This window comes from Methylobacterium sp. B4 (assembly GCF_003201865.1).
GTDB lineage: Bacteria > Pseudomonadota > Alphaproteobacteria > Rhizobiales > Beijerinckiaceae > Methylobacterium.
The window spans coordinates 64,815-77,426 of record NZ_QJJJ01000018.1 but is presented as its reverse complement, the minus strand read 5'-3'; the positions used below and the strand labels follow the sequence as shown (position 1 = coordinate 77,426).

14 protein-coding genes are annotated in these 12,612 nt (G+C 68.4%); 9 read left to right on the top strand and 5 right to left on the bottom strand.

The features are described 5' to 3' along the window. The first annotated feature begins 276 nt into the window (after positions 1-276). From BY998_RS18600 to BY998_RS24030, 5 genes are read left to right on the top strand one after another with little or no spacing between them, the layout of a single operon-like run. A complete protein-coding gene (locus BY998_RS18600; protein ID WP_110353087.1) occupies positions 277-894 on the top strand; it encodes a hypothetical protein in 618 nt (205 codons plus the stop codon). Further along, positions 887-1,174, top strand: coding sequence for a hypothetical protein (locus tag BY998_RS18595; protein ID WP_110353086.1), 288 nt, complete (start codon positions 887-889; stop codon positions 1,172-1,174). The genes BY998_RS18600 and BY998_RS18595 overlap by 8 nt, the downstream gene beginning before the upstream one ends. Continuing rightward, positions 1,167-1,517, top strand: coding sequence for a hypothetical protein (locus BY998_RS18590; RefSeq protein WP_110353085.1), 351 nt, complete (start codon positions 1,167-1,169; stop codon positions 1,515-1,517). Before BY998_RS18595 ends, BY998_RS18590 begins: the two co-directional genes overlap by 8 nt. Then, positions 1,514-1,774, top strand: a complete 261-nt coding sequence (locus BY998_RS18585) for a pyocin activator PrtN family protein (protein WP_110353084.1) — start codon at positions 1,514-1,516, stop codon at positions 1,772-1,774. Before BY998_RS18590 ends, BY998_RS18585 begins: the two co-directional genes overlap by 4 nt. A gap of 21 nt (positions 1,775-1,795) precedes the next feature. After that, the gene (locus BY998_RS24030; RefSeq protein ID WP_146221807.1) at positions 1,796-2,065 is read left to right on the top strand and encodes a hypothetical protein; all 270 of its coding nucleotides are present in this window, start codon (positions 1,796-1,798) and stop codon (positions 2,063-2,065) included. Between the two features lie 26 nt (positions 2,066-2,091). Here BY998_RS24030 and BY998_RS18580 read toward each other — a convergent pair whose 3' ends face one another. Both BY998_RS18580 and BY998_RS18575 read right to left on the bottom strand, forming a co-directional pair. Further along, on the bottom strand, positions 2,092-2,655 hold the full coding sequence (locus tag BY998_RS18580; RefSeq protein WP_181425564.1) for an HNH endonuclease signature motif containing protein: 564 nt from the start codon (positions 2,653-2,655) through the stop codon (positions 2,092-2,094). Next, positions 2,652-3,743 carry a site-specific integrase gene (locus tag BY998_RS18575; protein ID WP_110353082.1) on the bottom strand — a complete coding sequence of 364 codons (1,092 nt, stop codon included), beginning with the start codon at positions 3,741-3,743 and terminating at the stop codon, positions 2,652-2,654. The genes BY998_RS18580 and BY998_RS18575 overlap by 4 nt, the downstream gene beginning before the upstream one ends. Positions 3,744-3,868: 125 nt before the next feature. Between BY998_RS18575 and dusA the strand changes: the two genes are divergently transcribed. Beyond that, entirely contained in the window at positions 3,869-4,888 is a 1,020-nt protein-coding gene (dusA, locus tag BY998_RS18570; protein ID WP_181425563.1) for a tRNA dihydrouridine(20/20a) synthase DusA, read from the top strand. Between the two features lie 41 nt (positions 4,889-4,929). On the opposite strand, the gene BY998_RS18565 is transcribed toward dusA, so the two are convergent. Beyond that, positions 4,930-5,382, bottom strand: a complete 453-nt coding sequence (locus tag BY998_RS18565; RefSeq protein WP_110353080.1) for a response regulator — start codon at positions 5,380-5,382, stop codon at positions 4,930-4,932. 54 nt (positions 5,383-5,436) lie between these two features. Beyond that, on the bottom strand, positions 5,437-5,904 hold the full coding sequence (locus BY998_RS18560) for a BLUF domain-containing protein (protein ID WP_110353079.1): 468 nt from the start codon (positions 5,902-5,904) through the stop codon (positions 5,437-5,439). Between the two features lie 233 nt (positions 5,905-6,137). Between BY998_RS18560 and BY998_RS18555 the strand changes: the two genes are divergently transcribed. Genes BY998_RS18555 through BY998_RS18545 form a run of 3 tightly spaced genes read left to right on the top strand, consistent with a single transcriptional unit; the run spans position 6,138 to position 11,259 of the window. Beyond that, positions 6,138-7,520 (top strand): flagellar hook-basal body complex protein, encoded by a 1,383-nt coding sequence (locus tag BY998_RS18555; protein WP_110353078.1) that lies wholly within the window; start codon positions 6,138-6,140, stop codon positions 7,518-7,520. A 47-nt stretch (positions 7,521-7,567) separates the two neighbouring features. Further along, on the top strand, positions 7,568-9,454 hold the full coding sequence (flgK, locus tag BY998_RS18550; RefSeq protein WP_110353077.1) for a flagellar hook-associated protein FlgK: 1,887 nt from the start codon (positions 7,568-7,570) through the stop codon (positions 9,452-9,454). Positions 9,455-9,456: 2 nt separating this feature from the next. Beyond that, positions 9,457-11,259 (top strand): hypothetical protein, encoded by a 1,803-nt coding sequence (locus BY998_RS18545; RefSeq protein ID WP_110353076.1) that lies wholly within the window; start codon positions 9,457-9,459, stop codon positions 11,257-11,259. Between the two features lie 104 nt (positions 11,260-11,363). Here the strand turns inward: BY998_RS18545 and BY998_RS18540 are convergent, their stop codons facing one another. Then, positions 11,364-12,533 (bottom strand): DUF4167 domain-containing protein, encoded by a 1,170-nt coding sequence (locus BY998_RS18540; protein ID WP_110353075.1) that lies wholly within the window; start codon positions 12,531-12,533, stop codon positions 11,364-11,366. Between the last annotated feature and the right edge of the window lie 79 nt (positions 12,534-12,612).

Genomic DNA, 12,612 nt, shown 5'->3' with positions numbered 1-12,612 from the left:
ACAGGCCAGGAGTTAAACCCGCAGCAAACCATCTGACCGTCGAAATCCCCATGCCAATCTCGACACGCGAACCCGTTACTCGGACGGGCTCCTAGAGGTTCACCAGCAATACCGGGTCGAGGAGGGCGAGGCCCTTCCGATGCACGTCTTGCAGGACTTCCCGCATCTGCTTGGCTTCGCGGCAAAGTGCGACTGCGGACACGAATGGGTGCCGCGCCGGTCCTCGGCTGCGCGGGTCATGGATGCTGAAAGCGTCGCTCGTGAGGAGGCACGCCCATGACCCCCGCCAACCCCGATGCGCTGGCAGATGCGCTGGTCGATCAAATCGCTCGCATCCTAGACCTAGACGCGCACCATCTCGGTCGGCCGGACTACTACGGCCCGGAGCTAATCCTTGCTTTGGCCAGCGCTCGGGTTCGCGTAGCTCGGAAGACGGCCGGTGCCATCATCGCCGGCCCGCTCGCCCCGATCCTCGCCGCGAAGGAAGCCGCCGAGGCCCGCGCCGCCCAGCTACAGGCCGAGGTGGAGGCGCTGCGGGAGGCGCTGAAGCCATTCTCTGCTGGCGGGAAGTGGGGCGTCTGGACGGCGTGGATCGTCAACGGCGCACCCGACCGCGAGCAAGGCAAGGCAGCCGCCAAGCAGATCGTGCAGTGGCGTGCCGCCGTAGACGTCGCGCTCAGTCCCCAACCGACGGCAGGGACCGCTAACCCCGCCAGCGATGCGCCCTGGCCGTCCGGCTGCATCAAGCCGAACGCCTGCGCCCGCCACCGGCAATGCGTCTACGCGATGTCAGCCGAGAAGTGCCGGCACTTCGGCCAGGGTCTCGGCCCGGCCATCGAGGCAGCAGAAGCCGCCCGCGCGGCCACGGCAAGGGAGGGGCAAGCCGATGCCTGACATCAGCCTCTTCACCGACCGCCGCCGCATCAAGCACTTCTCCGAGATGCCGCTCGGCCTCGTCGGCGAGGAATGGGAACCCGGCAGGCGCCTGTTCGAGCATGCCCGCGCCTCGACCGCCAAGGCCATGACCCGCCTTGCGAAGGCGAAGGTCGAAACAGACGGCGTCATGGACTGGGAAGTCCGATCCTGGCTTCGCGAGCAGCACTACGGCGACCCGTCCATGGCCGGACTGCGGGCGGCTGCCCTCAACCGTGAGGAGGCTGACCGTCATGGGTGATCCCAAGAGCCTCGCCGCCGAGATCGAGGCGGCACAGATCATCTTCGAGGCGATCTACCCACACCTCCGCTACGAGTGGCAGAGCCCCGAAAACCGCAAGCCTTTCGAGCGTGCGGCTGCCGCCCTCCAGAGCCGTGCCTTTGACGACGGGGCGCGGATCGGTCTTCGCGATCACCGAGCCGTGACGCTCCGGCGGATGCACGCCCGCGCCGAGCGGATGATGCAGACCGCCTACCGTGCCGGGAACGCCACCGATGGCGCGATCTACCGCGAGGAAGTCGATGCCCTGACGTGGGTGCTAGCCGCCCTCGCCCCCACCACCCCAGAAGGGAGAACGGAATGAACACCGCGTTCCTGCTGATGGCGCAGTACGGGGGCGCCGCCGTTATCCCGGTCGAGGCCGTCTGCCGCGACTACTTCCGGCACCTCACTCCCGACAACCTCGTCCGGAAGGTGTCGGCCGGCGAGATCCCCCTCCCCCTCACGCGGATGGAGGACAGCGTGCGGTGCGCCAAGGGCGTCGCCCTCACGGATCTGGCCGACTACCTCGACCGGCGCATGGAAGCGGCCCGGAAAGAGTGCAAGCAGCTTTGCGGTTGAGGACGGGACAGGAGTCGAGCCATGAGCACAGAGACGACGAAGGCATGGGGCGACCGCCGCCGGGCTGTAATGAAGAGCCTTGAGGAACGCGGCGAGCTTTTAGAGCCGATTTCCACGTTGCCGGCATGCATGATGCCAGACGGCGCCGAGCCGTGCCGGTCATATACCGGGCTCCGCGATGCGTTGAGCTACTTCGCGGGCATGGACGCCATGAAACCGCCCGAGGGGGTGCCGCTTAACGAATGGCTGCCGGCCGTCACTGGCGCTAGGTCAGCCCTACGCAATCGCTGAGCACGCCATATCGAGCCGGGGGCTGCCTATGCAGCCCTTCCGTGGTTACGATGAAAGCCCGCCTTAGCTTCAGCCTGCCTGCGAGCCGCGATTGCCTCCGCTCTGGTCAGAAAGTTGCCAAGGTGGATGAACTTGCCATCAATGCCGATGAAGGCGATCCACCGGTTGATCTGCTCCTTCCAGCGCACGCCATGCACCCCACTCGTGTTCGCTTTCCGCAGGGGCTGATTTCGGCTGTTTTCTAACTCTGCAACCTCGCGAAGATTGGCGAGCCGATTGTCCTTCTTATTTCCGTTGATGTGATCGATTTCACGCGTTGGCCAAGCACCGGTCTGCAGTGCCCAAGCAACGCGATGCGCATAATATCGGCGGTTGAATATCGCTATGCGCGCATAACGTTTGTCGCTTGTTTCTACGAGCCTTCCCGCAAACTTTCCGTTCCAGATCGCGCAATTGTGCTCAGGAGTCTGGGCTCCGCCGGGAAACATATCAGGACTGCGCTCCAGCCAAGTCATCGATCCAGACAGTGGGTCGTAGGCCAGCAGCTTTCGCAGGACATCAACACTGACGGCATCTTTGAGTGGCTTCATTCGCTCTGCCCCTGCTCCGGAGAGGATACTACTCGCAGCCAGCGCCATCCAGCATATTTATCGCCGGTCTGTCTGATATGAGTATACCTCTGCAGCGAGGCCCAACTTCGGTGCCCGCTCACCGAAGCGGCGAGCGGCGGCGTCCGGCCCATCTCGAACAGCCGTGAGACGCCTTCATGCCGCAGATCGTGGAAGTGCAGATCCTCAATGCCGAGGAAAGCGCAGGACCGGGTGAAGGCCGCCGAGATCGCATCTGTCGTGTAGGGCCAGATCCGCACATCTAATCGAGGCAGCGCCCGGATGATCGCCAGCGCCTCGGGCACTAGCTCGCACCACACGTCGTTGCCGATCTTCTCGCCTGGGTTCTTCATGTCGCGCACCATCACGCGCGAACCTTCCTCGTCGAGGTCAGCCCAGGTGATGCGGACAATCTCCTCCTGCCGGCGCGTCGAGAAGATCGCGAAGGCGATGATGCCCTGCATGGGGAGCGAGGATGGGCGCCGCCGGCGCACCTCGCCAAAGTGCTCCATCAGCTTGTCGAGTTCGGCCAGGGTCGGCCGCCTGTCGCGAGCGCGCGATTTTGATGTCAGCCCGAGTCGTTTGAGCACGGCTTGCGCTGCGGCCATCTCAGCAGCGTCCAACGGGTAGCCCCAGGCCGGCCGGGCGATGGCGAAGATGGAGCTTAGGTGCGCGAGGTAATTCCCGACCGTCTGCGGTTGCCGCCCGACGGACAGGTCGCGGGCGAAGGCGACGATTTCGGCGCTCGTCACCTCAGAGCACGCCTTGCTCGCGAGGTCGTAGGTCTTGATGGCGCGCAGCACCTGCTCCTTCGTCCGGCCGTAGGTTCGCCGCGACTCGCGCACGTACCGGTCGATGACTTCGGCGAGGGGCGGGTCGCTCAGCTTCGACGCTTCCAGTGCGCCCGGCTGCTGCAGCTCCTTCTCCCGCTTCCGAAGCCACGCGGTCGCGGCGGGCCGGCGATCGAACGTCTTGGTCTCTCGGTGGAGCTTGCCGTCCCTTTTGACCACGATCTGCGCGTGGTATCCGGTGCTTCCGTCTTTCCGCTTGCGCTCAAGGATCGTGCCCACGGTGCCCCCGCGCTGGCCGGTACAGCATGGGGCGTTGGCGTACAGCATCTGCTGTACCGGCGGCAATCCTTCGTACAGCTTCCCGCATTTTCACGCGGGTTCGTACAGCACGAGACAGGGCGCAAGTGACGACCCCGATTGAAAAACTCAGCAATCTCAATGGGTGGCGCTTTAGCGTTGCACCCATGATGGATTGGACCGACCGGCAGTGCCGGGCGTTCCATCGCACCCTCTCGCGCCGGGCCCGGCTCTACACCGAGATGGTGACGACCGGCGCCGTGCTGCACGGGGATCGGGAGCGCCTGCTCGGGTTCGATGCGAGCGAGCATCCGGTCGCGGTGCAGCTCGGCGGCTCCGATCCCGGGGATCTGGCCGCCGCGGCGCGGATCGCTGCCGATTTCGGCTATGCGGAGATCAACCTCAATGTCGGCTGCCCCTCGGACCGGGTGCAGGAGGGACGCTTCGGCGCCTGCCTGATGCGCGAGCCTTCCCTGGTGGGCGACTGCGTGGCGGCGATGAAGGCTGCCGTTTCCGTGCCCGTGACCGTCAAGTGCCGCCTGGGCGTCGACGAGCAGGACATCGAAGTGGCGCTCGACGCCGTGGCCGAGGCCGCGGTCGCGGCGGGAGTCGACGGGCTCGTCGTGCATGCGCGCAAGGCCTGGCTCAAGGGTCTGTCCCCGCGGGAGAACCGGGACGTGCCGCCGCTCGATTACGGCCGCGTCGCACGGCTGAAGGCGGCCCGGCCGGAACTGCCCATCGCGGTCAACGGCGGGATCGCGGACATTCCGGCCGCGAAGGCGCGGCTGGCCGAGGTGGACGGCGTCATGATGGGGCGCGCCGCCTACACGGACCCGGCCCTGCTGCTCGCGGTCGATCCGGAACTGTTCGGCGAGCCGGCGCCGGTGGCCGACGCCTTCGCCGCGGTCGAGGCCCTGGAGCCGGTGATCGCCGAGGGGCTGGCCCGCGGCCTGCGGCTGCACGCCTATACCCGCCATATGCTGGGCCTGTTCAACGGTCGGCCCGGGGCCCGGGCCTTCCGCCGGCACCTCGCCACCGCCGGGATGGCCCCGGATGCCGGTCTCGGAACGCTGCGCGAGGCGGTCGCCCGGGTGTCGCGGGAGCGTGCGCCGGCCCAGGCCGCCTGAGATGCCTCTTTCCCGGGTGAACCGGCGCGAGGCGGCGCCGTTCAGAACTTCCCGAGCATCGGAAAATCCTGGCTGAGGGTCGACTCGGCGGGCAGCGGCGCCTCGCGGCGGCGGGGCTTGCGGTTGAGCACCTGCTTCAGCTTGGTCTTGAGCAGGTTGATGTCGAACGGCTTGAGGATGAAGGCGTCCGCGCCCGCGACGTGGGCGTGGTTGATGTCCTCGAAGTCGAACGAGGTCTCCGTGAGGATGAAGGGCGTGTTCATCAGGGCGTCGTCGGCCCGGATCTCGCGCAGCAGCTGCAGACCGTCGATCGGCTCCATCGCGAGATCGGAGATGACGAGGGCGTAGCGGCGCTCGCGCAGGCGGATGAGTGCCTCGGCCCCGTCCGAGACCCCGTCCACTTCGGGGAAGCCGAGTCGGGTCATCAATTCGATGATGAGCCGCAACAGCTTGGGCTGGTCATCGACGATGAGGATGGGCAGCGTGTCGCTCATGGCGTTCGACTTCGCGTCTCAACAGATCTCTGACGGGCGGAGCATGCCGACCGTTCACACGAAAAGGTGGTCGATGCCCTGCTTGGCCATCGACTCGGCCTGCAGGGTGACGGCCAGCCCGTGAATCGTACTGCCCCGGGGCGTGCCCCGCTGCAGCATCGGCAGCAGGCCCGACTTGGAGAAGTGCGGTTCGTTGGTGCCGTTGCGGCTGACCGTGGTGAACGAGGTGACGAATTCGCGCTTGGCGATCTCCCGCCACTCGACGATCTGCACGTCACGGTGACGGGAATCGACGGCGATTCGCTGGAAGGTCTCGTTGACCGACTGGCGCTCCCCCTCGATCACCTGGAGGGCGAAGTTCTGGTCGATGATCAAGAAGCTCGTGATCACCGCGAACTCGTTCTTCTTCTGAGCCTGACGGGTGATCTCCCCGATCTGCTTCGCGCGCAGGCCCGGATCGTTCGAGATGGTCAGGCGGGAGAAGTAGATCAGGTGGACGAGGCTCGTCCTCTTGTTCTTCATGAATCTCGTCCGGGGCGGAGGCGCGGGAGCGACCCTAACGGTTGCAGCGATAACGGGCCGTAAACGTCGCGGGACCCGGCAGAATCTGCCCGCCGAGACAGGTTCGCCCGTCCGAATCTGCCGGGTGGCCCGGCGCCGACCTCAGGAATCTCAAGCACTTGGCTCTGGCACGGCGGTTGCGCCGGCTCTTCCGGCAGACCGCGTCGAGCGGCCTTGAGGAACGAGCGAACGCCATGGACGTCTTTTCCGCGCTGCAAACCGCGGTCTCGGGCCTGAAGGCGCAGTCCTTCTCGCTCGGCAACATCTCCGGCAACATCGCGAACTCGCAGACGACCGGCTACAAGCGGATCGACACGAGCTTCGTCGACATGCTGGCGGACCGGGACGCCCGGAACCAGGCCGCGGGCTCGGTCGGCGCCTTCTCGGAGCTCACCAACTCGATCCAGGGCAACAAGGTCTCGACCGGCGTCTCGACCAACATGGCGCTCGACGGCCAGGGCTTCTTCGCGGTGCGCAAGAAGTCCACCGATGCGGGCGGCGGCGAGAGCTTCTCGAGCGCCAACCTCTACACGCGGCGCGGCGACTTCGCCCCGGACAAGGACGGCTACCTCGTCAACGGTGCCGGCTCCTATCTCGTCGGCGCCAGCCTCGACCCGGTCAGCGGCCAGACCAACGGCACCGGGCCGATCAGGATTTCCAACGCGATCATCCCGGCCAAGGCGACGACGTCGATCACCTACTCGGCCAACCTCCCGAAATCGCCCGCCACGGCCAACGCCTCCACGAGCGGCGGGCTGCTCGCCGCCTTCACCGACGGCACGGACGCCCGGGTGACCGCGGCCAACGGCGCGACCTCCGGCACCGTGTCGCAATCCAACGCGCAGAGCTTCATCGACAGCAGCGTCTCCGGCCCCTCGCTCACCGTCTACACGGATGCGGGCGCCCCCGTGAGCATGCGGACGCGCTGGGCCAAGGTCGCCGCCGCCGATTCGGCGACCGGCACCAGCGACACCTGGAACCTGTTCTACGCCGACAAGACCAGCGTCACCGACAACCAGTCGAGCTGGACCAATGCCGGCATGGCTTTCACCTTCAGCGCCAGTGGTCAGCTGACCGCCCCGACCGCCAGCACGCTGCCGATCAACAACCTGACGGTCGATGGCGCCAATATCGGCCGGATCAACATCGATCTCGGCGGCGGCCTGACCCAATACGCCTCCGCCACCGGCACCGTGACGACCAACGACCTGAAGCAGAACGGCTACGCCTCCGGCACCCTGAATTCCGTCGAGGTCGGGGAGAACGGCGTCATCTCCGGCAATTACTCGAACGGCTCGGTGATCGGGCTGGCCCGGGTCGAGGTGGCGCAGTTCATCAACCCCGACGGGCTGAAGGCGGATTCTCTCGGCAACTACCAGCAGACCGTCGCCTCGGGTGAGCCGATCAGCGGGCTCAGGGATTCCACCCTGGTCGGCGCCAATGTCGAGCAGTCGAATACCGACATTGCAGCGGAATTCTCAAAGATGATCGTTACCCAACAGGCCTACTCTGCCAACACCCGGGTGATGTCCACGGCGCAGACGATGATCTCCGACCTCCTGAACGTGATCCGCTGAGGGCGGGCACGCTCCGGACGACGAAGCCCTGAAGAAGGAGAGCCGCCTTGGCCCTCGACGCGTTCAGCACGGCCACCGCGGGCCTGCGGGTCACCCAGGCCCAGATCGGGATCGTCTCGCAGAACGTCGCCAATGTCGGCACGGCGGGCTACGTCCGCCGCACGATCTCGTCGGTCACCTCGGGGCCGGGAAATTCGGGCGTCGCCACCGGCACGATCGCCCGGGCGCTCGACACGGCCGCCCTCAAGCAGCTGCGAGCCGAGACCTCGGGCGCGGCCTACACCTCGCTGATGTCGGGCGTCCGCACGCAGCTCGATACGCTCTACGGACGGCCGGGCGATTCCTCGGCCCTCGACGGGGTGTTCAACACCTTCACCCTCTCGCTCCAGACGCTGGCGGCCAACCCGACCTCGACCGCCGCCCGGGCCACGGTGCTGGGCGCGGCCCAGGATCTGGCCAACCGCATCGGCGGCGCCGCCAACGGGGTTCAGGCCCTGCGCTCCGGCCTCGAGTCGCAGCTCTCCGGCGACACGGAGAAGGCGAGCGGCCTGCTGGCGCAGCTCGCCAAGCTCAACACCCGCATCGTCGCGACCTCGGCCGCGGATCCGAGCCGCCCCGATCTGGAAGACCAGCGCGATCAGGCGCTCAACAGCCTGTCCGGGCTCATCGACATCAACGCCGTGGCGCAGAGCGACGGCAGCGTCAGCGTGCTGACGGGCTCCGGCGTCACCCTGCTCGACCGCTCCAACGCCGCAAGCTTGAGCTTCAACGCGCGCGGCACGCTCTCGGCCAACGCGCTCTACGCGACCGACCCGGCCAAGAGCGGCGTCGGCACCATCGTGGCGACGACGCCCGGCGGCGGGCAGATCGATCTGATCGCCTCGGGCGCGATCCGTTCCGGCTCGATCGCCGCGGCGGTGGAGCTGCGCGACAGCGTGCTGCCGCAGGCCCAGCGCCAGCTCGACGACCTCGCGGCCGGCCTGTCGCGCGCCATGTCCGACCGGCTCACCACCGGCCTGCCCGCCCAGGACGGGACGAAGGCGGGCTTCGACATCGATCTCACCGGCCTCTCGGCGGGCAACGCGATCACCCTGACCGTGCAGGACGGCAGCGGCACGCAGCGCAACCTCGTCCTGATGCCCTCCTACCAGTCGCCGCCGCCCTCCGTGCCCGCCGGTGCGACGGACGACGCGAACGCCACGGTCATCCCCTTCACGATCCCGAAGCCCGGCGCGAGCCGCGACCCGGCCACGATCCGCAGCGCGATCACGGCGGCCCTGGGGGCGGGCTACGAGATCTCGGCCGTGCCGGGGGGCGAGGCCGGGGCCGTGCGCATCCTCTCGACCGGCGGCGCCACGCTGGTGGCGGCAGGCGCCAGCGTCACCCAGGCGACCTCTTCCGGCGACACGAAGATCGCCGGCACGCAGATCCCGCTCTTCGTCGACGGCCAGTCGGCCGCTCTCTACACGGGCTCCTTCGACGACGGCGCGCAACTCACGGGCTTTGCCCAGCGCATCACCGTCAACCCGACGGTCGCGGGCAACGCCGCGAGCCTCGTCACCGTCTCGGGTGCCGCTACGGGCAGCGGCGACGCGACCCGGCCGCAGGCGCTCTACAACGCGCTGACGAGCGCGCAGCGCACCTTCTCCTCTTCGAGCGCCATCGGCGGCATCAACGCCCCGACCCGGTCGAGCGTGGCGGATTTCGTCCAGGGCATGATCTCGATGCAGGGCGCGGCCGCAGCGGCGGCCCAGGATCTCAACGAGGGCCAGGGCATCGCCCTCTCGACGGCGCAGGGGCGCTTCGCCTCGGCCTCGGGCGTCAACATCGACGAGGAGATGTCGAACCTGATCGCGCTCCAGCAGGCCTATTCGGCCAATGCCCGCGTGCTCACCGCCGCCCGCGACATGATCGACACCCTGCTCCGGATCTGACGATGACCATCAACGCCTTCGCCGCCGGCACCTACCGCTTCGACCGCCAGTCGGCGAGCCTCGTCGGCATGAAGAACCAGCTCGACGGGCTCGCCCGCCAGCTTTCTACCGGGCGGACCTCCGAGACCTATGGCGGCCTCGGCGCCGGGCGCACGACGAGCCTCAGCGCCCACGCCGCGATCAGCGCCCAGGACGGCTATCTCGCGGCGATCACATCCGCCGAAACCCGGGTCAAGGTCACGAGCGCGAGCCTGACCCAGCTCAAGACGCTCGCCGACTCGACGCAGGCCAACCTTACCAACATCGTCTCCTCCCGCAACCAGGCGCTGCCTCAGACCAGCGTGCAGCTTGCCGCCAACAACCTCTCGGCGGCGGTCGACGCCCTGAACCAGCAGGTGGGCGGCGTCTACGTGTTCTCGGGGCGCGCCACCGATACCTCGCCGGTCGTGTCCGATCAGGCCATCCTGAACGGCGTTCCCTCCGAGGGCCTGGACGGGCTCAAGACCCTGATCGCCGAGCAGAAGGCGGCCGATCTCGGGCCGGCCGGCAACGGGCGCCTGTCGCAGAGCCTCGCCGGATCGAGCCTGACCCTGAGCGAGGACGGCAGCGGCGAGGCGCGGGCGAATCTCGGCTTTTCCCTGGAGGCGGCGACGAGTTCGGGCAGCGGGGCGCTGGTCGCGAACCGGACGGCCGGGACGAAAGCGGACGTCACCTTGAGCCTCGCGGAGCAGCCCGCCGAGGGGAGCCAGGTCCGGGTCGTGGTGCAGCTCGCCGACGGCAGCCAGAAGACCCTCGACCTGACCGCTCGGGCTGGAGAAGCGGGGAACGGGCCGGGCTCCTTCCTCATCGGCGCGACCAAGGAGGCGACGGCACTGAACCTGAAGGCGGCGCTCGGTGGTGCCGACATCGCCAGCGTGCAGAGCGCGAACCCGCCCGGCCTGGCGGCGGCGTTCACGGGAGGCCGCCCGGCTTCGGCCACGGTCGCGCTGGGCAGCCAGCCGGTGGCGGGTGATGCCATCACGCTGAAGCTCGGGATGCACGACGGCACCACGCGGACGATCACCCTGACGGCGGGCGCCACGGCCGACGCGACCTCGGCCACGACCTTCGCCATCAGCGACAAACCGGGTGCGGCCGGAATCGCGGAGACGGCGGCGAACCTCGACGCGACGCTCAAGCGCGCGCTCCAGCAGGCCGCCGCCACCGACCTCTCGGCCAGCTCGACCGCACGCGCCTCCCTCAACTTCTTCGAGGGATCGCCCGTGGCCGGCCTGAGCCCCCGGCGCGTGAATGCGGACGGCGACGGCTACGCCCAGACCGCGAGCAGCAAGACGGTGATCTGGTACAAGGGCGACACCGCGGCCGATGCGCGGGGCACCGTGGCGGTGCAGGTCGGCACGAGCCGGACGGTGGAGATCGGCGCCCAGGCCAACGAGGAGGCAATCCGCCGCTCGCTGGCGGGCATCGCCGCGGTGGCGGCCGAGCGCTTCAGCGGCGCGACGACGGACGGGGATCGTTTCCAGGCCCTGTCCAATCGCGCGGCGACCCTGTTCACCGCGGGCGAGGGCGCGGCGAGCCTCGAGGATATGGGCACGGATTTCGGTCTGGCCGCCAGCAGCATGGCCAACGCCAAATCGGTGGCCGGTGCCACCAAGGCGACCCTGGAGAACTCCCTCGACGGCGTCGACACGGTCTCGACCGAGGAGGTCGCCGCCAAGCTCCTGAGCCTGCAGACGCAGCTTCAGGCCAGCTACAAGGTCACCTCGATCCTCTCCGAGATGAGCCTCGTCAACTTCCTGCGATAAGCGGTCTCGGAAAGCTCGGCGAAGGCTGGACTTGGAAAAAGAGAAACGGCCCGGAGGGTCATCCCCCGGGCCGCTCCTGCTCGTTCCTCGAGCCTCTTGAAGGCCTACTCGGCCGCGTTCGGCGTATCGTTCGGCTCGGGAGCCGTCTCGCCCTCGGCACCCTTGTAGCGGGTGCGGCGGCGCCGGGGCTTCGGAGCGGCGGCCTCGTCGGCGGACGGCGCGCTCGGGGCCTCGGCGGCGGGCGCCGCCTCGCGGGGCGGGGGCGCTTCGGCCTCGGGGAGCGGCGTCGGATTGCGGGTCGCCGTCATCAGGAAGGCGGGCAGTGCCGACGGATCGGCGGCGGCCGGGGCGCGGCTCGCCTCGCTGCTGCGACCGCGTCCACGCCGGGGCGGGGCCCCTTCGGCGCGCACGGGCGCGTCCGGCCGCACGGGCTCGACGGGCCGCGGCGCCGGGGGCGCATCGGCGGGTTCGAAGCGGGCCGCCTCACGGGGCTGCTCGCGGCGGCTTTCCGCACGCCCCTCGCGGCCCTGGCCCTCACGCCCCTCTTGCGAGGCCGAACCGTAATCCTGGCGGGGCTCCTGCTGCCGATTCCGGTCCTGCCGGAAATCCTGGCGGGGATAATCCTGCCGATCCTGCCGATCGGGACGATCTTGCCGGTCAGGACGATCCTGCCGATCGGGACGGTCTTGCCGGTCGCGATCCTGGCGGAACTCCTGCCGCGGCTCGCCGCGGTTATAATCCTGCCGGTTGCCTTCGAAGCGCTGACCCCGGTCGTTGCCGCGATCGTTGCGATCGTTGCGGTCGCGCCCGTCGTTGCGGTCGCGTCCCTGGAAGCGCGGGTTGCGATCGTTGCGGTCGTTGCGCCCCTGGCGGTTGTCGAAGTCGTGGCGCTCGAAAGGCTGGGGCTGCTGGGTCGGGTCGCCGTATTCCTCGCCGCCGTAGCCGTAGCCCTGACGGCCGCCTTCGCCGCCCTGACCCTGCACGGCCTCCTCGTCGCCCTCCTCGTCCTCGTCGAAGCCGTTGCGGGCATAGCCCTGGCTGACCTGCGGACGACCGGGCTCCTGGGCACCGGTGATGATCCGGAAGTAGTGCTCGCCGTGCTGGAAGTAGTTCTCCGCCGCGATCGGATCGCCGCTCGCCAAGGCGTCGCGGGCGAGCTGCGCGTACTTGTCGGCGATGTGCTGAGCGGTACCGCGGATTTTGACGTCGGGACCGTTCGACTCGTAGGACCGCGTCAGCGGATTCGGACCCTTGGGCCGGTTCCGGCCCCGCATCCGTCGATTCTGGTTTGGTCTCATCGGCCTCGATTGACCCTCGTTAACCTGTCGCTCAGCATGACTGACAGCACCGGAG